Here is a 23,966-nt window from a genome sequence, read left to right as displayed (position 1 = left end):
AAGAATAAAACGAATTTTTATTGAGACAAAAATAATCTTTTTTAATCCCTTAATCTGTGGCTAAATAAAAATCATGAATTCGCAGCTTAAAAATTATTGTACAACAGCCGTAAATTCAATTTCAACTAAATATTCGGGAGCAACCAGTTTGCTGATTTCATAGAACCCGGTTGTTGGTTTTACATCTTTAAAAAAGGAGGAATGCGCTCTTGCTACCTCTTCAAAAGTCGAAATATCAGTAGTGAAAATTCGCGTTCTGATCACATCTTTCATTCCAACATTTAAATCTTCTAAAACTTTTTCAACACGTTCCAGGATGTTGTAGGTTTGAGCATAAGCGTCATTAGCTTTTACTTTTTCATCATCAACAATAGCTACGGTTCCTGAAACTTCGATGATGTTGCCAATTCTTACGGCACGGCAATATCCCATTTTGTCTTCCCAAGGAGATCCTGTTAAGATGTTTTCTCTTTTCATTTCTTTTGGTTTATTGAATTTACTTTTTTGTTTTTAAGGCAAATTCGAGTTGGTTAATAGAGTCGCAATTTATAAAATATGCCAATGAAAAAGAGTACAATTGAATTGAAATCATTTCGGAATTCCTTCTTTTTTGTGATATTTTAAAGCGTCAAATTGTTCTTTACTCGATTTGATGCTGTTCGTAAAGACGAAGTTTATTTTGAGTAGCAGTAAGGTTTTGCTGCAATCCTTCGATTTTATTCAATAAGTTTGCGATTACATCGAGGCCTTCAAGATTAACTTTTAAATCATAATGTAGGCGTATCATTTTCTCAACAGTTGGTAATTGTTCCGGTTGGAAATATTCGTCTTCTTCAAGTAGTATAATTTTTACCAAACCGTAATTATGCAACTCCGTTATAAAGGTGTTCTCAATTTCGTGATACACGCAAAATTGTTTAATATGGATTAAGTTTTTAGTGCTCATGATTTCTTAGTTTAGCTAGTTCTTCAAATAATTCTTTTTCTTTGGCAGACAGTTGGGTTGGGATTTTTATAGTGTAAGTAATGTATAAATCACCAAACTGATTTTCTTTTTTGTATACCGGAAAGCCTTTACCTTTTAATTTTACTTTAGTTCCGGGCTGAGTTTCGGCCGGGACTTTTATTTTTACTTTTCCGTCAAAAGTCTTTACAAAAATTTCTCCTCCTAAAATTGCGGTGTATAAATCCAGTTCAACATCGGCATATAAATTATGGCCTTCCCGCTTAAAATCGGAATCATTATCAATTAAAAAAGTGATATATAAATCGCCATTTGGACCACCATTTGCACCGGGTGCACCATGATTTGGAATTTTGATAATCTGTCCGTTTTCGACTCCGGCCGGAATGGTGATTCGGATATTTTTTCCATTAACACTTAGATTCTGCTTGTGAGTCGTGTAAGCGGATGCTAAGTCTAACTGTAATTCGGCATTAAAATCCTGACCTCTGTATTTTGCCTGACCTCTGGAACTTCTCCCTGAAGAACCGTACATAGAATTGAAGAAATCAGAGAAATCACTTTCGGAAAAGTTTTCGCCGCCAAAATCAGTGTAGCCTTGATTGCCTTGCTGTTGTCGGGAATATTGCTGTTGGTTAGGATCGTAACCTGCTTTTTCAAACTCGTCGGCATGTTTCCAGTCTTTTCCGTATTTGTCGTATTTTTTACGATTTTCGGGATTACTTAAAACTTCGTTAGCCTCATTTATTTCTTTGAATTTTTTCTCCGCTTCCTTGTCATTGGGGTTTAAATCAGGATGGTATTTTCGTGCCAGTTTTCGATAAGCCTTTTTGATTTCAGCTTCGGTCGCAGATTTTGTGATTTCTAATACTTTGTAATAATCAATATAATCCATGGATTGAAAATTTAATAAATTAGCTATTTCGACAGGTGTTTTAAACAGCCGGAACAGAGGTGTGTTTTTTGATTTATTATTCTAAATTGAAAAATAATCGAAGTTCCGAGGTGTCCGATTTACGATATGAGTTTAATTTTTAGTATCTCTCTTTGAAAGATTGAAGTTAGGAATAAGTTGCTAATTATCAAAACGATGTTTTTCGAATATTTAAAAAATAACATTTACATAGTTTCAGAAGTCCCATGATTGATTTGCAATATTAGAATTTGGAATTTGGAATTTTGAGTTTAGGATTTAGAATTTGCAGTTTTTGGCAGGTTTTTTGATTCCAAAAAAAGGCATAATATAGTGTTATAAAAGTCTTAAAGTTGTAGTGCTTAACTATATTATGCTATTTTTGTGATTCCAGATCCCGATTTTAAAGCAAACATAAAAGCCGATTCGATAATACTTTTTCAATGAAACACATTTTATTCTTCATATTATTTTTTACTGCTGTTACCGTATCGGCGCAAAAGGAATTTGGAACTAAATTCAAGCCCATTGCAGCACCTAAATTTGGAGCAAAACCCAAAAAGATTCCAATTCCGGAAATAAAAGACCCTCAGGGTGAAAATCTGGACATACCGGGGATTAAAACACCTAATGTTTTTGACAATACCAGTATTACCCCAAAATCCCAATTTCAGATCGGGGCAGAGAAAAGCAAGTTTACCATGTCTACCGAAACTGATTTTGCCAATCCGGGAGATCGTTACGTGCCCAAAATGGAGAAAGATTTAGACAAAGCTTTAAGAGATGCCGGTTTAAAAGAAGGACGCGGAACGTTGGTAAAAAGAAATATCTCTTTGGGAGATTTTAGAACAAAATCACAATATTTCATTGTAAAACTAAGAGACTTTGGAGCTATTGACGGCGATTTGGTCAAAGTTTCATCAAATGATGCCGTAATTGCCAGTCAGATACTATTGGGGTCCAATTTTAAAGAAGTAAAAATAAACCTCGCAGCAGGGTTTAATAAATTAGATTTTGAAGCTCTAAATATCGGTACATTGGGCGGAAACACTGCAGAAATCCAAGTCTACGATGATAAAGGACAATTAGTGACCAATGATTACTGGGATAACCTTGCCGCAGGATTTAAGGCTTCGATTGTTGTGACAAAAGAATAGTTTTTTTTAAGATACTAAGGGGCTGAGATGCTAAGGTTCTAAGTTTTTTAATACATGATAACTACATGAATATTGGGGTAACCTTACAACAGTTTTTTAAGATACTAAGGGGCTGAGATGCTAAGGTTCTAAGTTTTTTAATACATGATAACTACGTGATTATTGGGGTAATCTCAAAGTAGTTTTTTTGAGATTTTAAGGGGTTAAGGAACAAAGGTTCCAAGTCTTTATAAAAAGAACTTAGAACCTTAGCATCTCAGAACCTCAGAACCTTTTTTCTAAAATGGATCTGCTGTCACTCTAAATTTCATTTCTGCTTTTACGGTTACATCTTTAGTAAGCGTTTCTTTCAAAGTAACTTTTGTTCTGATTTTGTATTTATCTGCTTTAATGTACTGGTCCAGTCTTGCATCGGTACAAATCAAATCGATGCTGTTAGTGGAGGCATTGATATTATCCTGATACGCAAGTTCTATTTCATCAGAATCTGTCGTAGAAATATACAAATGAACCGATTTTAAAAACGTAAATGTTTTATCGGTTGGATTTGTGATCATTAGTTTAAGCGATTTCAGTTTAACATCTTTTACTAAACTGGCTTTGGTTTTATTGTTCTCAAACTCGGCAGAAGAATTTGTAGTGACATCGGGAGTGATAATTTCCGAAGGCAAATTGATAGGGGAAGTGCTCTTAATCTGGATCGAAGTTTCGTTTGAAATCGTAAAAGTCAATAAATTATCTACAGCATCACAAGAGCTTAAAAACAAAGACAAAAAGAGAGAAAGGGCAATTAATTTTGATTTCATAGTTAAATTTTAATTGGGTTTTTCGTTACGTACGAAATAAATTGGTTTTTGGATTTTTTTGCGAAGATACTAAGTTGCTGAGATTCTGAGATGCTAAGTTTTTATTTTTATAGTAAAAATGAGCCTCAGAATCTTAGTAACTCAGCCCCTTAGAACCTTTAAAGAAAAAAAAATCAAAATTCCATTTTTCAAATTCGAATATAAAAAGTACTTTTGCGCATGCAACACAACGTACTTATTTTAGATTTCGGATCGCAATATACTCAGCTTATTGCGCGTAGAGTTCGCGAATTAAATATATTCTGCGAAATTTTCCCTTACAATCACTTTCCTAGTGATTTATCACCTTATAAAGCCGTAATTTTAGGAGGAAGTCCTTTTTCTGTTCGTGCAGAAGATGCTCCACATCCTGATTTATCTCAAATTCGAGGCAAGCTTCCAATGTTGGCGGTTTGTTACGGAGCACAATACTTAGCTCATTTTAGCGGAGGTGAAGTAGCAGCTTCGAACACCAGAGAATATGGAAGAGCTAATTTGTCTTATATTAAAGAGAATGAAGTTTTCTTCAACGGAGTTTCTGAAAACAGCCAGGTTTGGATGAGCCATAGCGATAGTATCAAAGCTTTACCAACTAATGCTGTAAAATTAGCAAGCACACATGATGTAGAATTTGCCGCTTATAAAATTGAAGGTGAAACTACTTATGCTATTCAGTACCATCCTGAAGTTTTTCACTCTACCGATGGGTCAAAAATGCTGAAAAACTTTTTAGTAGATATCGCTGATGTTCCTCAAAACTTTACACCAGGAGCTTTCGTAGAAGAAATGGTAGCGGAGTTAAAAGAGAAATTAGGAAATGATAAAGTGGTTTTAGGATTGTCAGGAGGAGTAGATTCTACTGTTGCTGCAGTGCTATTAAACAAAGCAATTGGACAAAATTTATATTGCGTTTTTGTTAATAATGGACTTTTGCGTAAAAACGAATTCGAAAATGTATTGAATCAATACAAAGGAATGGGATTGAACGTAAAAGGAGTAGATGCAGGCGATCGTTTTCTGTCAGAATTAGCAGGAATCAGTGATCCTGAAACCAAACGTAAAACAATTGGCCGTGTATTTATCGAAGTTTTTGATGATGAATCACACTTAATCGAAGATGTAAAATGGCTGGCACAGGGAACTATTTACCCTGATGTAATTGAGTCAGTTTCGGTAAAAGGACCATCGGCAACCATTAAATCGCACCATAACGTAGGTGGATTGCCGGATTATATGAAATTAAAAATTGTAGAACCACTTCGAATGCTGTTCAAAGACGAAGTTCGAAGAGTGGGAGCTACTTTAGGAATAGATCCTGAATTATTAGGAAGACACCCTTTCCCGGGACCAGGATTATCAATTAGAATTTTAGGAGATATTACTCCGGAAAAAGTTCAGATTCTACAAGATGTGGATGCCGTTTTTATCGACGGATTAAAATCATGGGGATTGTATGACAAAGTTTGGCAGGCAGGAGCAATCTTGCTTCCGGTAAACAGCGTTGGTGTAATGGGCGACGAGCGTACTTACGAAAAAGTAGTAGCGCTTAGAGCTGTAGAATCAACAGATGGTATGACGGCCGACTGGGTTCATTTACCGTATGATTTCTTAATGAAAGTGTCTAACGATATTATCAATAAAGTAAAAGGCGTGAATCGTGTGGTTTACGATATCAGCTCAAAACCACCAGCAACAATTGAGTGGGAATAGTACTATTTTTTAAAATTAAGGCGTTACATTTGTAACGCCTTAATTTTTTAAACCTACTATTTATGAGAGAATTTTTAACGATTTCTCTTGTGTTTGTTTTGTCTTTTAACAAAATAACTGCACAAGATTCAATTATTGAGCATCGGATTCAAAAGGGGGAAACTGCTTACTTTATTGCCCAAAAGTACAAGGTTTCAGTAGAAGAAATTTACAAACTCAACCCCGAATCACAAAACGGAATCAAAGACGATCAGATGATCAGGATTCCTGTCCATTCCTCTGAAAAACCAAATTCCAGTCAGCAGATTATTCATGTTGTTGGCGCAAAAGAAACTCTTTTTGGTTTAGCAAAACAGTATAACATTTCGGTGGAAGCTCTTCAGAATGCCAATCAGGCGATTCTTACCAACGGACTTCAGATTGGTCAGGAATTAATTATTCCGCAAGGTTCCGGAGATCTTTCTCAAACTGAAAGTACAATTTCTTCAAAAGTCAGCCATCAGGTTGTGGCAAAAGAATCTTTGTTTAGTATTGCGAGACAGTATAATGTTTCGGTTTTGGATTTGGAAAATGGGAATAAAAATCTTCTTCAAAATGGATTGCAGGTAGGACAGACTATTGCAATTCCGAATAAACGAAAAACTTTAGACGGACGAGTTCGCGTCATCAATCAGGAAACTGTTTTTCATGTGGTCGAGCCTAAAGAAACGAAGTTTTCGATCGCTAAAAAATATGGAATTTCGATTGATCAGCTGGAATCGCAGAATCCTGAAATCGTAAACGGACTGATTGTTGGAAATAAGCTGGCCATTAATACAAAAGGTGTAAAGCCGACAAATGAAAGCGAAGAACTGATGATTGCTCTGGCCGAAAAGCAGGTAGTGGTGGAAAAAACAAAAGCAAAAACAGTCGAATTGGAAGATTTGAAAGACCGTTTGGTTGTTCAGAAAGAAATGAATCAGAAAATTATAAAAATTAATGATTTGAAAATCAATCTGAATGACATGAATGGCTCAAAAGAAAATTCAGTTGAAAAATTGCGATTGGTACTGGAAGCTAATAAAAATGTGCAGGATGTTTTAATGGCGAAACTGGATTCGCTGGTTCGTACGATGAATGATGATCTGGTCGATTTGAAAAGACTGGATATTTTAAATGTTGACGAATCAAAAAGACTGGAAAAACAATCTTACGAAAGTATTGGGAAAACGAATGAATTATCGTCTCAGTTAAAAAAAGAGTTGGCAGAAAACCGAAAAGTCTATGCCGGTTTAATGAATAAAGTCGAAAAAATCGCTGTAGCCGAAAACCAGGAATACAAGAAAAAAATCCGGGAAAGCGAAAAAAATAATAATCCGGTTTCATTGCAACAGCGCCTTTCATTGGAAGAAATAAAGCAGTACAAAATAGAGCAGGAGCAGGGTGACGCTAAGAATCAGCTCTTGATTGCTAAAATTGACTCACTGGATAATCAGAAGAAGATTGAAGTGAAGAGACACATTAGTAAAGCATCCTACTATAGCATGGAAGCCCGAAATTTTGATGATAAAGTGGCTTTGCTGAAATTGAAAAAGTATCAGGATCAGGCAATTAAAAATCAGAAAAAAAACGGATTCATTGGCGATTCAAAAATTATCTCATCGGAAGAAATGAAACAGGAGTTAAAGGAAAATCCGCTTAAAAGGGACAAAACGATAAAGGTGGAAGTTTTTGATAATCTTCGCGAAGTTTCAAACGGCTATTACTTAGTTTTGGGTATATTTACAGACGCAACGCTAAGGGATAAGCTCATTATGAAACTCATTGATTCCGGCGATTTTAACGCCAGTTTCTTTTTTAATATTAATAGTCTTTCGTACTATGTGTACTCCGATAAGTACCAAAATATGGAAGAAGTACTATATCAATGCAAGAAAAAAGAGGAAGATGAGTTATATAAAGAGGTGAGTATTGCTAAGGTCGAGATTGATCTTAGGGAATAAGCAATGCAGAAAAAACAAGTGGCAGGGATTTTGTTTTACAGAGAATTTTGTAACTTGTTTTTGAATTAGGAATTAAATTGTTTTAAGCTTTATTATGAAATATTATTCAACATTATTGTCTCTGATTTTTTTTGCAACCAGTTCCGCATTTTCACAAGAAAAGGTGGTAAAATATACGGTTTCAAGCGGAGAAACTATTAACCAGATTGCTGTTAAATTTAAGGTTACGCCTTATGATATTTATTCCCTAAATCCGGATGCCAGAAATGGAGTTAAACCCAATACCGTTTTATTGATTCCGACAAGCGGTGCTAAAACAGTAGTTAAAAATGATGTTGCTCCAGTGAAAAGTTCAAATTCAGGAAAAACAATTACGCATGAAGTACAACCAAAAGAAACTTTGTTTGGCATTGAGAAAAAGTATAATGTTACGGATGAAGCTTTAAAAGCAGCTAATCCTTTTTTGGTGAAAGATGGTTTGCAGATTGGACAAACTCTTGAGATTCCGTCAAAAGGAAGTGTGGTGAAAACAACTGTTTCAACTTCAGCGAAACCGAAGTCGGCAGCACCGGAAAAGTATGTTTACCATGATGTGGTAGCAAAAGAAACTAAATTTTCAATTGCAAAACAATATGGAATGACCATTGAAGAATTAGAAAAACGTAACCCTGAAATTGTTTCAAACCTGCCAGTTGGTTATCGTCTGACGATCAAAGGAACTGCTCCTAAAGTAGAAACTTCTGCTCCGTCTGCGGCTGCTGTTGTAAAACCGGCTGAAACAAAAAAAGCAGTGGAAACTTCGAAAAAAGCAACTTCTTATATGGAGTATCAGGTGAAACCAAAAGAAACTTTTTATAGTTTAACGCATACTTTTCATATTACTCAGGAAGAATTAACAGCATTGAATCCGGCACTTTCTGAAGGTGTAAAAGAGGGAATGGTTTTAAAAGTTCCGGCAGGATATGTGGCGCCAACACCAATTATCGTACACCAACAGCCTGCTGAAAAAGAAGTTGAAAAAAGTATTGAAAAGACCATTGAAAAGCCAGCTGAAAATACAGCAGGAATTAAAGTGGTAGATAAAGTAAAATCTGAAACTGTTTCCGTTAATCCGGAAGTGGTGGAACTGACTAAAAAAAGAGGGGAGAACGAACGTAAGAAATTAGTTTTATTATTGCCATTCAATTTAGCGAAAATGCAGGGGGATACTATCAGTGCAGCCAGTCGAATTAAGAGTGATAAATTCCTGAACATGACACTTGATTTTTATTCGGGAGCTTTAATGGCAATCGATTCGGCAAGAACTTTAAAGCTGCCAATTGATGTTGCAATTTATGATTCTCAGGAAACGAAAAACAGTTCTAATGTTTCAGGTTTAATGGCTCAGAATAAATTGCAGGATGCCAATGCTGTAGTGGGACCTTTTTATCAAAGTAATGCCGAATCTACTGCCAATACATTGCGTTTGTATAATATTCCCGTGATTTCTCCATTATCAAAAGACAAAGCCAACCCAATTGATAATTTGTATCAGACGATTCCATCAAACGATGTGGTGCGAAATGCCGTTTTTGATTATATGAGAGGGAAGAATGGAAACATCGTTGCAGTTGTAGACAAAAAGAAAGAATCAGTTATCAGTTATATCAAACAAAACCAAAAAGGAGTTGTGTTTGCTAATCTGACTGAAACCGGAGCTCTGGATGTGGCCAATTTAAAAAGTTTGTTATTGCCTAACAGAATGAACTATGTAGTTATGGAATCGGCCAATACAGCAATGGTTAGAACGACTATAAAAGCTTTGACAGATGCTCAAAAAACCTGTCAGATACAGTTGGTAGTTTTAGAGCCAAACAGTACACTGGATTCGGATGAGATTAGTTTCGACAGTTTAATTAAGCTGAAATTGATGTATCCGTCCGTTACCCGTGATAGTGATGAACAGTCTGTTTTGATTTTTGAAAAAGAGTACCGATTGAAAAATAAAGTAAATCCAAATACCTACGCGACAAGAGGATTTGATGTTACTTTTGATACCATGATGCGTTTGGTTCAGGGAAAAACTTATCAGGAAACAGCCGATTTAATGACAACTGAACAGGTTGACAACAAATTTCAATTTTACAAAAAAGAGGATGGAGGACACGCAAACAAAGGTGTTTACATCTTATATTACGATAATGATTTAACTTTAAAAGTAGCAAATTAATGACATCAAAAGTAACCTATTTAGGCGATTTAAGAACAAAATCAATCCATGTGCAATCTGGAAGTGAAATCATTTCGGATGCGCCTGTAGACAATAACGGAAAAGGAGAAGCTTTTTCTCCCACAGATACTGTTGCCAATGCTTTAGCGAGCTGTATGATGACAATTATGGGAATTAAAGCCCGTGATCTGAATGTAAATTTAGTCGATTCAACTGCGGAAGTAACGAAGATTATGAATGCAGAACCGAGACGTATTGGAGCCATCGAAATTGCTTTTGAAATGAAAGGGGATGCCGATGAGAAAAGCAAAACCATTTTGGAACGTGCAGCAATGACCTGTCCGGTTTTTTTAAGTCTGAACCCTGAAATTGAAAAGAAAATTACTTTTAACTGGAAGTAATTTTAAAATCCAATATTTTAAAATTTTAAATCCCAAATTCCAATTTTTGTTGGAGTTTGGGATTTTTTTTAAACAGAGAATTTTATACCAATTTTATTTCTATTTTGCTCTAATGTTTTCCGGTATTATTGTCCGTTTTCGGGTTTTAAATCTTCTAAAATCGGAGTGCTAATTGTTTTTACTTCCTTCTGAATTTTCCCGTTTTTTTGTTCGAAGATCATAATGGTGTTTTTGCCTTTTTTAAGCCAGCAACCCGGAACATATAATGTTTGTTGTGGACCAACGCTCCAGTAACGCCCAATGTTGATTCCGTTTACAAATACAATTCCTTTGCCCCAGTCGCGCATGTCCAGGAAGGTATCTCCGGTTTTACTCAGATTAAAGGTTCCCTGATATACCGTAGGACGGTCGATTTTTCCTGAGTTTTTGTAAGCCGTTACATCCGGTTCCTGAGCCATTGGTAACGGGTACATTTTCCAGTTTCCGGTAATGGTTTCGCCATTGATTATTACAGGGCTAATGATTCCTTTATTGTTGGCATTAATTTGAGAACCGTAGTTGATACGCCCCATATTCTCTACCAGAATATCTAGTGTTGCGTTAAAGGGAACTTCAATTTCACAATCGTATTTTTTGTAATAGCGGTTCAATTCTGCTACTTTTTTTCCGTTGACATACACTATGGCATAATCACGTAGGCCTTTTAGTTCCAGTTTCCCGCTAATAGGCTGTGTAAATCTTTTGCTGTACCAAACATAACCGTCTCCCTGATTGAGCTGTTCAAAGGTTAAAGGATTGTCTGCCGTTACAGGAGGGATTGTAGACTTTAAATCGGCTAAGTCAACGACTTTCGTTAAGGCAATATTCGGAATTATGATCACAGGCATTTTTGCCGGAACAGCCGGAGTTTCATTGGTTTTGAGGATGGCTCTTAACGCGTTGTATTTTGGGGTTGCCCAACCCGCCTCGCTAATTGGAGCGTCGTAATCGTAAGAAGTCATGTCGGGCTGAATGTCATGCTCTTTGTCGTAATTGGCTCCGGAAGTAAAGCCAAAATTAGTTCCTCCGTGAACCATATAGTAGTTGAATGAAACCTGATGGTCTAAATATTTTTGTGTTTGGTCAACAGTTTCCTGAGGAGTTTGTGTTGGGAAAGGTTCAGCCCAATGATCCAGCCAACCCGGATAAAATTCAGCGACCATATACGGACCTTGCCCGTTATTGAATTGGTTGACCACGTTTTTTAGTTTTGTAATATCGCTTTCTCCATTTGCCGTTGGGAGAGCACCCGGTAAAGCTCCGCCTTCAAATAACCAGCTTCCGTCTGAAGTAAAAAATGGAACTTCGAAACCAATGTCTTTCAATTGTTGAAAAACGGCTGCACTGTATTTTTTATGTTCTTCAAGAGGAACATCTTTGCGTTGTGCGACATACGAGCCAAATTCATTCTCCCCCTGAACCATAATAATTGGACCTCCTTTGGTGATTTGTAAATTCTTAACCTGATTGTACAGTTCGGTAAAATAGGCTTTAGTTGCTGCCAGATAGGCGGTGTTGTTTCCACGAATGATCATATCAGGAACATTTTGTAAAAACCAGGGATAACCTCCAAATTCCCACTCGGCACACACATACGGCCCAGGGCGTAAAATCACGAATAAGCCTTCTTCCTGAGCTGTTTTAATATATTCGGCCAGGTTTTTATTTCCGGTTTTGAAGTCCCAGATTCCGGGTGCCGTTTCATGATAATTCCAAAATACATACGTGGCGACCGCATTTAAACCCATTGCTTTCATCATTTTTAAGCGATGGCGCCAATAAGGCTGTGGAATGCGGGAGTAGTGCATTTCACCGGAATGAATTTGTATGGATTTTCCGTTGAGCAGGAAATTTCCATTGGCAATAGCAAAACTTTGTTTCTCTTGGGCTGTTGCGCAAAGGGTAAGAGAAAGAAACAGAAAGGTAAGGTATATTTTTTTCATCTTTAATTCAAATTAGTGTTGACTATAATGAACAAGAGAGCACTATAAATCGCGCCCTCTTGTTTCTACTAACTAACCAATAAATTTTTATTCTGAAAATTCTAATTTTTTCAACTTGTTCCATCCCCCACGTGTGAAATCAGGAATTTCTACAGGAGCTGAACCGTTGTCAAGAGAAATCTCTGTTAATGGACCTAAACAAGACCATTCAGCTAAGTCGTAAACGTCCATGTCTAACGGAAGCCCTTTTTGCAGACAGTAAATCAAACGGTAATCCATTACGAAATCCATTCCGCCGTGACCGCCCACTTTTTTAGCCTGCTCTTCGATGTTTTTTACAATTGGGTGTTTGTATTTTTCCATTAATGCTTTTTTCACATCTGCAGGAACAAAAGAGTGTGCGCTTAATTTTTCATGATTTGGTTTTACATCATCACCTAATTCCTTACCGTCTAATGCATATCCTTCTAATGGGTATTTGTTAGCAAAACCTTTTGTACCGCTTAATTGGTACATTCTGCTGTACGGACGAGGAGAGGTAACATCGTGCTGGATTTGGATTGTTTTTCCGTTTTCCGTACGAATCATGGTCATGGTGTGATCTCCATTTCTGAAATCTTTGATTTCTTTTCCTGATTTTTCTTTAATGTATGCCGGATTTCCAACCGCTTTCGTATCCATAGAAACTAAAAAGTTCATTTTGTCACCACGGTGAATGTTCAAAGCCTGACAAGCGGGTCCCATACCGTGAGTAGCATAAATGTCGCCACGGTGTTTGATGTTGTAATCCATTCTCCAGTTGTTCCAGTATTCTCCCCAGAAAGGCTGAAGTCCGTGGATGTAAGATCCTTCGGCATGAAGAATTTCTCCAAATAAACCTTGCTGTGCCATGTTTAAGGTAGTAAGTTCAAAGAAATCGTATACACAGTTTTCAAGTTGCATACAGTGTTTACGAGTTTTCTCAGAAGTATCAATAAGCTGCCAGATTTCTTCCATTGTCATTGCTCCGGGAACTTCTATGGCTACGTGCTTACCGTCTTTCATTGCCTGAACACCAATGATAGCATGGTGTTTCCAATCGGTGGCAACATATACTAAATCAACATTTGGTAAAGCCGTCACTTTTCTCCAGGCATTTTCGTCACCGTAAAATTCCTGAGCTTTAGGAAATCCGGCTTTGGTTAAAGTTTCGTTTGCTTTAGAAGTATTTTCCTGTGTCATATCGCATAATGCGACAATTTCTACACCCGGAATATGTGTCATGCGCTCTACTGCTCCCGGACCACGCATTCCGAGACCTATAAAGGCAACACGAACGGTAGGTAGTGGTGTTGTTGCCAAACGTAAAACATCGGTTTGACCTTTTGCACGGGCAGGTGTTTTGGTTTTAATCATTTGTGCCGATGCGTTTGTTCCTCCAAACAGAATACAGGCGGCTAACATGAATTTTAAAATACTAGTTTTCATAATGTATTATTTTGATTTGAAATGATTGATAATCTAAAATCCGATTATCGGGGATTATTGTTGTGTTGTATTTTTAGTAAACCGTTGGGTGAAATGCATAACGAGGATGTTTTTGCCACTGATTTTACAGATTCACATAGATTTTATACGCAATTAGTAAAGAAATCTGTGCGGATCTTTCTAATCTGTGGCTAATTTTATCATTTTAGCATTGCCATGGTTGTTCATCATAATTTTAGGGTAATGTATTGAAATTTATTTCCGGTTTTTTATTCGTTAATGGTTTTGTAAAAATAGTTTTTGGCGTGGTATAGTCATTAAAAAAACCTCCGTTTTTTAAATAAAAGAAACCATTTTCCGTTCCGCCTGCAAAATCCATTCGGTATTCTTTTGCCCCTGTATTGTCGTTTGTAAAACGTGCCGAATTAATTTCTGACCAGTTGCCTTTTTCATCACAAACCCATTGGTTGTTGAACAGGACTTTGCGGGACAGATCTCCTTGTTCCGGGATGAAATTTTCAAGAAAGGAATGAAATCTTTTCAAATAGGTATTGGTTTGAGGACGATTGAAACTGGCAATCAATAACCATTTATTCAGTTCGGGAGCATAAAAGTAAGCGGTATATGTAGTGGTGTTATTACCGGCAGGCAGTCCTCGAAGTAAAAACTTGTAGGTGTTTCCTGCTTTCCAGTTGTATTTTAAATAACTCTGTCCGCCTGAACCTTCGTTACCAAATTCGCCTGTGTGTACATTTTCGCCTTTTTTCAGCAGTTTAATTTTATGAGTTTCAGGAATACTGTTAGGATCGTCAGTTGTAAACGGGCTCCAGACCGAGAATAAAATTCTTCTTTCTGTGGCTGAGTTTACCTGGATTCCGAAGTAACCTTCGCCAAAACCATTTGCCATAAAATAAGACCCAATTATGTCTTCGTTTTGAGGAACTGTAATTTCATTGTAATACCACTCGGTGTTGGTGTTTTCGGGAGTCTGATAGTTTAAATGAACAGAAGGTCCACGACGTCCCCAGTGATAGAAGTCGCCTTCGTTGTTGGGTACATAGGAGATTTTACCGTCAAAATCAGCACTTGCAATCGTTAGACGACTAATAGACGGGAAACGATCGCCGGTTTTACTGATTCCTTTTATTTTAACAGCAATATATCCTTCTTTTTTAAGGTTCCAGGTTCCTGCGATAACGGCCTTTTTTGAAGTGGAGAAGTTTACTTTTTTGGTTTCATTATTAATCGAAAATTCGAGTTCGGATTTTCCATACACTTCAACAGATTCTTCTACCGTAATTTGAAAGCTTCCGGGTTTGGAAATTCTGAAATAAGCGGTGAAAAACTCGTTGGAATCTGTCCAGTTTTCGATGCCATTGTCGGTAATGGTATTTTTTCCGTCTAAATGTTTAGAACTATACGCATTTCCACCAAGAGGCAGAGAAATTGTTGTCTTTGGATTTTCTATGGTTTCATTTTCCGATGTTACATCATCATTGCTGCCAACGCAGGAAACCGAAACTAGAAAAGAAGCAAAAAACAGGTATACTATTTTTTTCATTTTTTGAGATTAAGTTATTATAAATGTATTCTCCTTTTTTTTAATTAACCTCTCTAACTCTTTTAATTAGAGAGGTATAAACAAACAAAAAAATATTTAAAATGATTATTTACCACAACTAATACATTTTAAAGCATCTTTCAGGTTTAGGGCTCCACATTTGCTACAAATAGCATGCATAGAGTTTGATGAACCATCTACTGCTTTTTGTTCACTATATCCTTGAGCTGTTAAGTCAATATCACCTTCCGCATTTAAAGAGGTATCATTATTTATTGAAAGTAAAGAAAGCTTTGCATTAGCGTATTGATTTGGGCCTGAAAATTTGACAGTAACCGAGAATGTATTAATTCCGGGAAGCAATTGTGTCGTTATTGTTCGATTAGAAGGTCCGAAGGCAGAAGTTATTAATGGAACACCAGGCATTCTAACTTCATATTTAGTAGGGACATTTCCGTGGTATCCAAATTGAAACTTAGCCTCAACAGCTTGAGAACAATATATTTCTCCAACAATTACTGCTTCAGTTCCTGAATTAAATTCTTGTGTGACCTGAAAAAGGGAGTATTGTATACTACTTGATTTTGCAGTTAAGGCAGTAGATTTTTTAGCGCTTGATTGTGAAGTCGAAGCTTGATTTGATGATAGCGGTTGTTCTGAAATTTCTTCATTGACACAACTGAAAATAAGAAGGGATAAGGAAAGTAAGCATAGGAGTTTTTTCATATAATAAGGTTTAATAGGTTAAAAGGATTATTATAAATAACCTCTCTAATGGACCAAATTAGAGAGGTTTCAAAACAAACAATAAATAAAAAACTATGGGTTTTGTGTTAAAGTTCCAGGATAAGCATTGATTTCCGATTGTGGGATATATTGTATCACACGTGGGCTACTAGCCGGAATATCAATCATTGGTAAATGTGGACCAGGGTAACGACGTGTCATCGTTTGTCCGTTTCGGTATACATCATAACCGCGATGTGCCTCAAAAGCCAATTCTAACTGACGTTCTTCGTCGATTCTTTGTACGGCATTTGTACTGTTTAAGGACGCATAACCTCCACCAACAATAGCTCTTTCTCTAATGATGTTAAGGTTGGTCAGGGCATTGCCATAATCTCCTTTTTTGGCATAAGCTTCGGCCATGTTCAGGTACATTTCGGCTAATCTTGAAATGATAGGTGAGTGCAGATGTGAATCATTATCCTGCAATGAACATTTTGTAATGTAGAACATTGGATACACACGGTTTAAAAGCATCATATAGTCTTTCTCACCTGTATAGGTTTTACCCTGATACGTGATAGCATATTGTTTTTCTGCAGCATTAATCTCAGTAAGATTATAATCTGCATTCGAAATGGTGATATAGTACGATCCGTCAGCTTTTGTTTTTAAAGGCTGCTGAATATAATTATAACCAGTTTGTGTACCACCTGCATCCTTGACATCAACGATAAAACGAAATGATTCTGTTTTATTTCCGCTGGCATCTTTGGTGTATTGCGGATCAATAAAGGCCCAACGAGCATCTTTTTTATATCCGGCTTTGCGTAACAGATCAAGATATTCTCCACTGGCATACATTTCGCCCCATCCTTGTCCCTGAAGATTAGCATACATTCCACCAATTCCGTAATAATGGTCGTATCCTGAATATTCTGTAGCGACTCTTTTTACGGCAAAAATTGTTTCAGTTTGCGAACCTGAATCCGGAGCAAAGGTGTTGTATTTCATGAAGTTATCTCGGCTTAACAGGTTGTATCTTCCGCTGGCGATTACTTTTTTGGCATATTCTATAGCAAGTGTTGCATATTCCTGATTTGGGTTTTCATAGGTTCCGCTCATATATAAATACACTCTTGAAAGCATGGCCTGAGCCGCTTCTTTAGTAGCATAGGCAGCAGATTTGCTAACCGTCATTAAGGCTTCTGCCTTTTTTAAGTCGCTGATTGCCTGATCGTAAGTTGTTTTTACAGTAGAACGATCCGGTAACCTTATGTTGTTAATATTGTCAGGAACTCCGTTTACAATAGGGACTCCTAAGTTGGTTTCCGGCGATTGCGAATAGGGTCTTCCGTAAGTACGTGTTAAGTAAAAATAAATCATACCCCTTAAGTAGTAAGCTTCTCCTAATTGCTGATCAACAGCCGGGTTTTCTCCTTCGGGTATTATTTTGATCAAATCGCTCGATTGCGAAACAATTTTGTAACCGTTGTTCCAGAAAGCAGATAATCGGCCATTGTCCGGAAGATGCTGATACGAAATAAAAGAATAAAAAGAATCTGTAGAAGTCCCTCTTATCATAATATTATCTCCGGGATATTCCCCCACACGGTGCATCACATCTGACCAGTCCTTTAACTGTGCATAACATCCGTTTAGTAAAACCTCGATAGAAGCTTCCTTATCTTGTTGTATTTTTTCTTGTGTATAGGATGCAAATGGTTCTCTGTCTAACTCACATGAGGATAGAAAACTAATTGCGACACCTAATATTAATATCTTTTTCATGATTGTGCTTTTTTTAAAGTGTTAGATTAAGTCCAAGTGTAATTCTACGCGTTTGAGGGTAAATTTGCGTAGCCGTACCTGAGATTACATATTGACCGGTTGCACTATTGTAATTGGGAGAAAGCTCAGGAGTTACACCTGAAAAATGAGAGATTGTAAATAAATTTTCTCCTGTTACAAATAATCTTAAGCTATTTATGTTGATACTCTTAAGAGGTAAATTGTAACCAAGTGAAACACTTCTCAGCTTTAGATACGTTCCGGTTTCTAGAAAACGGGAAGAAACTTTGTTTGAGTTTGTATTATTGTCGTAAATAGCCTGTGGGTGGGTAGCAATATCACCTGGTTTTTCCCAACGGCTCCATCCAGTGTGCAAGTTCATTTGGTTTCTGTCGGTATAAGCTCCATCTGAGTCAAACTCCGATCTCGCATAGTTGTAAATTTGCCCTCCAACAGAATAACTGAAGATAGCTGAAAAGTCAAAGTTTTTGTAATTCAAAGTAGTAGAAAAGCCTCCAAAGAAATCCGGTGTATAAGAACCAATTGCTTTTCTGTTTTTGAAAGCGTCTGCATAACTATAGGTTTTTACACGCTCTCCAGCTGTATTAGTAGTATACCATTGCGGTTTACCATTATCCGGATCAACACCTGCCCATTCTGCCAGATACCAACTGTCTACATCATAGCCTGGTTTCCATAATTTATTAGCTGATCCTGCGACTCCGCTTCCATCACTTGCGATGATTTCCTGACGATCACCATAAAGTTTGGTAATTTTGTTTTTGTTAGTACCAATATTAGCATCAACTGACCATTTCAGGTTTTCGGTTTTAATGATATCTACACTAATAGACGCTTCAAAACCTTTGTTGTTTACCTCACCAACATTTCTCCAAATACTGGTAACCCCAATCACACCCGGAAGTGGAACCGCATATAATAGATCGGAGGTGTTTTTATTGTAGTAATCAAGAGTAATGTTTACTCTGTCAAAGAAACTTACATCCACACCAACACCTGTTGTAAACGTTTTTTCCCAGCTTAAATCAGGATTGGCCAGTTGCGAAATAAGGGCTCCCGGATTTTGATTATAGCTTTGAGAGAAAGAGTATAAAGGAAGATGCCCGTATAAACTGTTTGGACGGTTTCCTACAGAACCATAACTTGCTCTTAGTTTTAAGTTGTTCACCCATTTGGCTTTAAAGAAAGCTTCATTGTGAATATTCCATCCACCACTGATAGAAAAGAAATTACCATATTGTGCATTTTTTCCAAAATTAGAAGCTCCGTCACGACGGAAAGAAAGTTGTGCCAAATACCTATTGTCATAAGAATAGTTCGCATTTGATAGTAACGATTGTACCGCCCACTCTGAACGATTTCCGTCTACTTTTTCCGGGATAGCGGCTGGATCTGTTACGATAATTCCGGGAGGGATTCCGGTTGCCACCGCATTACTGAATTTAGAACGGTATTCATTCCATTCATAACCCGCAACAGCGTTTATCTGATGCTTATCAAATGAGGTGTTTAATTTTAATAACTGATTGGTATATAATCGGTTGAAAGTGCTGTAGTAATCTATAACTCTGCCTTTTACGGATAAAGCGGGAGCAGATCTTGGGTCCTGATATGAAGTTGAATTCGAGTTACCAAAAATATAATTGTTTACGGAGGCAAAAGTCAGCCATTTTGTAAGTTTAACGTCGAAATCAAAATTTGAACGTACGTTGTAATTTTCAGATTCAGAAAAATTCCATTGTAAGTCGTACAAATAGTTAGATCCTGTAGTATTGACCCAGGTTGGATTAGGAGCGTTTCCAACCAAAGTTCCATCAGACAAGTAAGGGCTGTCCCATGGCAGGTTGCGATACATATCACCGACAGAGTGTTGTTTGTCGAAAGTGGTTTGTCTCGTTAAATTGACCTGAGGTCTGATGGTTAACCAGCTGTTGGGTTTGTATTCAAATTTCATCAAACCATTGTATCTTTTATAATCGTAGCCTTTCACAGCCCCGGTTTCGTCATAAATACCTAAGGAAACATAACTTTTGAAGTTTTCTCCTCCACCGCTGATTGATAGATTATAATCTTCTGCGAGCCCAGTTTGCGTGGCATTGTCCCACCAATCGAAATTTCTGTTTCTTAATTCGGGTGTCCACCACGAAGCGTTTTGAAAGATCTGCTTGTTTGGATAAGAATTGTATAAGTCGTACAACTCAGCACCGTTCATGATTTTGAAGTTCCCTGAATCTAAGGTAGCCAAAGAGGTTTTGGCAGAGAAATTGAAGGTTGCTTTACCGGCTTTACCGCTTTTTGTAGTAACAACAATGACACCATTGGCACCTTGGGAACCGTAAACGGCTGTAGAAGCAGCATCTTTAAGAACAGTAAGACTTTCAATATCTGATGGATTCATTGGAGGAGAACTGTTTCCCACAATTACACCATCCACAACCCAAAGAGGGTCAGTACTTCCGTTTACGGTACCTCTACCTCTGATCACTACTTTTGATGCACCTCCGGGTTGACCTCCGCTGGTACTAACAAAAACTCCGCTTGCTTTTCCTGCTAATAGATTTTCAACAGCCGGAGTAGTAACATCTAATAATTTTTTATTGTCTAAAGTCTGTAATGACCCAGTTAAGCTTTCTTTTTTTACTTTGCTGTACCCCACGACTACAACTTCGTCCATTTGTTGCCCGGCTTCTTTCATAGTCACTTTGATCGTGCCATTTCCGGCAGGGATTTCCTGATCCTGCATTCCCAGAAAAGTGAAGACTAAAATGGTGTTGGCATTTGGTATCTCTATGGCAAAGCTTCCGTCGATATCAGTTTGAACACCGGTCTTGGATCCTTTTATAATAACATTTACACCGGGAATTGGAATTCCTTTTTCATCCACAACTTTACCCTTCGCTATTTTTTGGAAGGCCAGTAAGCTGGTTTTGTTTAAAGGAATCTCTTTTGAGGGAGCAGCAGTTGTAATTTGAAAAGTTACGGACAACAAAGTACACAATGTTGTTTTTAAACTTTTGTCAAGTACAGTCTGCAACCTTAAATTTTTAGGTTTTTTTGAGAGTGCATCTTTCATACTCTTGTTTGGTTTTGGTTAATGATTGTTTTTTTGCGGTTGTTTTTTTGTTGTAATTATGGTGTTGATTTTTAACTCTTTTTTATCTCAAAAAAGACTTTTTAAAGAAGGAAAAATCTTATATCATGTTTTAACTACTTGACGAAACTATTGATTATATTTTTATTAACCAAGAAAAAACACAAAAAATGTGCTCGAACACACGAAATTTGTGTTCTCGAGCACATTTTTTTACGGAATCACCTAAATTTGACTCTGAAAAAAGATGAGCTTCGTAGTAAATAAAAAATAGAGACTGAAGTAAAAAGTGAGAATTTTATGTGTAATTGTAATTGTTCTTTGTAAAAAGAATTAATTCGTTTAAAAAGAGGTCTTATTTATGTAAATAATGTTTTTTTGGATTACTTTGTTATGAAGTGAAAAAACTATAAAATTCCTATTTTTTTAGCTGATTTATAGCAGTGAAATTGGATTTTTCAAAATAAGAAATTCCGGAAGATTTAAAAGAGCTTTAGAGGGTGAGAAAAGATACCATGAAAGTCTTCTGATAGCATTTTAATTTAAAGAGTATATTTTCTGTTTTGGATAAAAAAAAGCCTCTCTAATCCAATCAGAGAGGCATAGAAACAATATTTTTAAGTACTAATTATAAAACCTTGTTTCTTTTTATTTTAAGTAAGGTTAACCATTAAGATATTAGTTACTTACTTTTGATTGTTAAATTCTTTAAGTAAAGGCGTTATGTGATTTCTGGTATCTTCGTCTAAAGCTGCTTTTATTTTATCAGCCTCTTCCGGCGCATATTTCGACAATCCTAAGATTCCTGCTGCGGCCACATTGTAAGATTGGTTTTTAGTACTTTCAACCATTAAATTTTTGTAAGCAGTATCTCCCGTTCCGGCAAGTTTTATAATGGCTGAAGCTCTGGCATAAGTTTTTTTATCATTTTGGGCAATGTTCAATAAGGTTTTAAGCGCAGCTTCTTTTATAGAATTGTCCGCTAAATCAATGGCACGGATACTGCGGGTTCTTAAATCGTCTCTCTGATCTTGTAAACCAGCCAAAAGAATCAGCTGTGCCTCATGACTTTTATCTTTTGCCGCAAACTTTATCGCTTCAATTCGGTTGTAGTATGTAGGGACATTTTTGTACTGATACAGGTAGTCGGATATCTTTTTGTTGTCAATGACTTTACCCACTAAGATTTTGTCCGGATCAAGATCGATGAAATCCGGTTTTGAAGGCAGGTCAAAACTGAAATTCTGCTCTCTTTTGTCAATTAAAATATCTTTTCTGACTTTGGTTCCATTAACATAAAAATCAACTTTTAACGGAAGGGTAAAGGTCTGTACCGAGCTTTCCTGAACTTGTTTTACTGCCATTGTTGCTTTTCCATCGGCATAACCGTATTCAATATTTAGAATCGGATTTCCACCCTGAAAGTACCACTGGTTGAAATACGGGCTCCAGTCTTTTCCGGTTACTTCTTCCATTGCGAGACGCAATTGGTGGCTTTCTCCTGTTTTGAATGCATTGGTCGTCAGATATTTATTTAAAGATTTAAAGAAGGCAGCATCACCCATTTGATTTTTTAAAGCATACAAGATAATTGAACCTTTAGAATAGCTAATGTTATCAAACATATCTTCTTTGTTTCCATAGTGAAAACGCGCCAGTGGGGGACTTACCCCGTCTTTGGAAGAACGCAGACAGTTTTGCAGTTTTTCATAACGAGAGCGGTCTTCGGCATCCTGGCCTTCATCGTGACCGTGCCAAAGGACTTCACCAAAAGTGGCAAAAGATTCGTTCATGGTTAAGTTCGACCAGGATTCGGCGGTAACATAATCTCCAAACCATTGGTGAAAAAGTTCGTGTGCAATGGTACTTTCCTGATTGTCGTCTAATAATTCTCTTTCGGTTTTTTGCACGTGCTCGCCGTGTAAGGTTGCCGAAGTGTTTTCCATGGCACCCGAAACGTAGTCTCTTGCTACAATCTGAGCATATTTTCCCCATGGATATTCTACCCCAAGCATTTTGCCGTAAAACTTCATCATGTCCGGAGTTTTTCCAAAAATTTGTTTGGCGTATGGTGCATATTTTGGTTCCAGGTAATAGCTTACTTCTTGTCCGTTATAAGAATCTTTGTAAATTTTAAAATCACCTACAGCCATCATAAAAAGGTAGGGTGAATGTGGCAGATCCATTTTCCAGGTATCAGTACGCGTACCGTTTTTATTCACTTTTTGGGAGATTAATTTTCCGTTTGAAAGCGAAGTGTATTTGGCGTCAACGGTCATGGCAATTTCAGAAGTTGTTTTCTGATTGGGTTTATCAATGGTTGGAAACCAAGCTGATGAGGCCTCTGTTTCACCTTGCGTCCAGATTTGAATCGGTTTGTCGCCTTTTCCATCAGGGTTGATAAAATACAAACCTTTTGCATCTGTTATGGCAAGACTTCCTTTCACTTTAAGTTCGTCCGGCTTTGCGGTATAATCAATGAAAATGATGTATTTTTCGGTGCTTTTATATTTTCTGTTTAGGGTGATAGAAAGCTGTTCATTGTCGTAGGTGTACTTTAACGGAATTGTCTTTTTTCCATCAACCATAGCAATAGTTTTGAAATCCATTCCTTTAGCATCGAGTCTAAGAGAATCAGTATCATAAAAATGAGGTTTTAAAGTCAGCCATCCTTTTCCGTATAAATAACGTTTTCCGTAATCAAAAGATACGTCCAGTTTGGTGTGCACAAGGTCATTTACTTTTAATGGGGTAACCTGATAAACAGATAATGGGTTTTTGGTCTGATCGTTGTTTTGGGCGATCGCATTTCGCCCGGCAATAAGGAAAAGACTAAAAAGGGAATACTTTAAAAATTGTTTGTTCATTTTTTGGTTTTTAGAATGATTATTTTGATTGATTATTGTTTATGATTGTCCTTAAGGTGTATCAGGAATATTTTTTTGCCACAGATTAGAAAGATTTCCACAGATTGCTTTAATAATTGCGTATAAAATCTGTGCGAATCTTCATAATCAGTGGCTAATTTTACCACCTTGGTATTAGTCACGGATAGGCCTGTTATTGTTTTAAACTTGAAATGGAGCTAAGAACGTTTTAAATTGACATTTCAGTTGCCATAAAACTCGTATTTTTATTTCGAAAAA

General features: G+C 36.9%; 16 protein-coding genes. 5 read left to right on the top strand and 11 right to left on the bottom strand.

The features are described 5' to 3' along the window. Positions 1–93: 93 nt before the first annotated feature. The 3 genes from B0A80_RS00110 to B0A80_RS00100 all read right to left on the bottom strand — a co-directional run bounded on the left by B0A80_RS00110 (position 94) and on the right by B0A80_RS00100 (position 1,859). On the bottom strand, positions 94–477 hold the full coding sequence (locus tag B0A80_RS00110) for a RidA family protein (RefSeq protein WP_070906873.1): 384 nt from the start codon (positions 475–477) through the stop codon (positions 94–96). A gap of 163 nt (positions 478–640) precedes the next feature. Continuing rightward, a complete protein-coding gene (locus B0A80_RS00105; protein WP_089076008.1) occupies positions 641–946 on the bottom strand; it encodes a chaperone modulator CbpM in 306 nt (101 codons plus the stop codon). Further along, positions 936–1,859, bottom strand: a complete 924-nt coding sequence (locus B0A80_RS00100) for a DnaJ C-terminal domain-containing protein (RefSeq protein ID WP_089076007.1) — start codon at positions 1,857–1,859, stop codon at positions 936–938. The genes B0A80_RS00105 and B0A80_RS00100 overlap by 11 nt, the downstream gene beginning before the upstream one ends. Positions 1,860–2,320: 461 nt before the next feature. Between B0A80_RS00100 and B0A80_RS00095 the strand changes: the two genes are divergently transcribed. Beyond that, positions 2,321–3,034, top strand: a complete 714-nt coding sequence (locus B0A80_RS00095) for a hypothetical protein (RefSeq protein WP_089076006.1) — start codon at positions 2,321–2,323, stop codon at positions 3,032–3,034. Positions 3,035–3,312: 278 nt separating this feature from the next. Here B0A80_RS00095 and B0A80_RS00090 read toward each other — a convergent pair whose 3' ends face one another. After that, positions 3,313–3,840, bottom strand: coding sequence for a hypothetical protein (locus B0A80_RS00090; RefSeq protein WP_017497316.1), 528 nt, complete (start codon positions 3,838–3,840; stop codon positions 3,313–3,315). A 219-nt stretch (positions 3,841–4,059) separates the two neighbouring features. On the opposite strand from B0A80_RS00090, the gene guaA reads away from it, so the two are divergent. The 4 genes from guaA (at position 4,060) to B0A80_RS00070 (ending at position 10,181) form a co-directional block, all read left to right on the top strand. Continuing rightward, on the top strand, positions 4,060–5,589 hold the full coding sequence (gene guaA, locus B0A80_RS00085) for a glutamine-hydrolyzing GMP synthase (protein ID WP_017497318.1): 1,530 nt from the start codon (positions 4,060–4,062) through the stop codon (positions 5,587–5,589). A 62-nt stretch (positions 5,590–5,651) separates the two neighbouring features. Next, positions 5,652–7,571, top strand: a complete 1,920-nt coding sequence (locus B0A80_RS00080) for a LysM peptidoglycan-binding domain-containing protein (RefSeq protein ID WP_089076005.1) — start codon at positions 5,652–5,654, stop codon at positions 7,569–7,571. 94 nt (positions 7,572–7,665) lie between these two features. Then, entirely contained in the window at positions 7,666–9,780 is a 2,115-nt protein-coding gene (locus B0A80_RS00075; protein WP_089076004.1) for a PBP1 and LysM peptidoglycan-binding domain-containing protein, read from the top strand. After that, the gene (locus B0A80_RS00070; protein WP_017497321.1) at positions 9,780–10,181 is read left to right on the top strand and encodes an OsmC family protein; all 402 of its coding nucleotides are present in this window, start codon (positions 9,780–9,782) and stop codon (positions 10,179–10,181) included. The genes B0A80_RS00075 and B0A80_RS00070 overlap by 1 nt, the downstream gene beginning before the upstream one ends. 125 nt (positions 10,182–10,306) lie before the next feature. Here B0A80_RS00070 and B0A80_RS00065 read toward each other — a convergent pair whose 3' ends face one another. From B0A80_RS00065 to B0A80_RS00035, 7 genes are all read right to left on the bottom strand, one after another. Further along, complete coding sequence (locus B0A80_RS00065) at positions 10,307–12,163, bottom strand: beta-galactosidase (RefSeq protein ID WP_089076003.1); 1,857 nt, start codon at positions 12,161–12,163, stop codon at positions 10,307–10,309. Positions 12,164–12,250: 87 nt separating this feature from the next. After that, positions 12,251–13,606 (bottom strand): Gfo/Idh/MocA family protein, encoded by a 1,356-nt coding sequence (locus tag B0A80_RS00060; RefSeq protein WP_198288053.1) that lies wholly within the window; start codon positions 13,604–13,606, stop codon positions 12,251–12,253. Positions 13,607–13,865: 259 nt separating this feature from the next. Next, a complete protein-coding gene (locus B0A80_RS00055; RefSeq protein ID WP_089076002.1) occupies positions 13,866–15,191 on the bottom strand; it encodes a DUF3472 domain-containing protein in 1,326 nt (441 codons plus the stop codon). Positions 15,192–15,296: 105 nt separating this feature from the next. After that, positions 15,297–15,917, bottom strand: coding sequence for a hypothetical protein (locus B0A80_RS00050; protein WP_070906865.1), 621 nt, complete (start codon positions 15,915–15,917; stop codon positions 15,297–15,299). A gap of 93 nt (positions 15,918–16,010) precedes the next feature. Next, positions 16,011–17,708: a RagB/SusD family nutrient uptake outer membrane protein gene (locus B0A80_RS00045; protein ID WP_089076001.1), complete on the bottom strand. Its 1,698-nt coding sequence runs from the start codon at positions 17,706–17,708 to the stop codon at positions 16,011–16,013. Between the two features lie 13 nt (positions 17,709–17,721). Beyond that, the gene (locus tag B0A80_RS00040) at positions 17,722–20,802 is read right to left on the bottom strand and encodes a SusC/RagA family TonB-linked outer membrane protein (protein ID WP_070906863.1); all 3,081 of its coding nucleotides are present in this window, start codon (positions 20,800–20,802) and stop codon (positions 17,722–17,724) included. Positions 20,803–21,506: 704 nt separating this feature from the next. Next, on the bottom strand, positions 21,507–23,687 hold the full coding sequence (locus tag B0A80_RS00035) for a M1 family metallopeptidase (protein WP_089076000.1): 2,181 nt from the start codon (positions 23,685–23,687) through the stop codon (positions 21,507–21,509). Between the last annotated feature and the right edge of the window lie 279 nt (positions 23,688–23,966).

Origin of the sequence: Flavobacterium tructae (genome assembly GCF_002217475.1) — a bacterium.
Classification (GTDB): domain Bacteria; phylum Bacteroidota; class Bacteroidia; order Flavobacteriales; family Flavobacteriaceae; genus Flavobacterium; species Flavobacterium tructae.
Note: the sequence above shows the minus strand (reverse complement) of the source record. Positions and strands in the feature narration are given on the sequence as shown.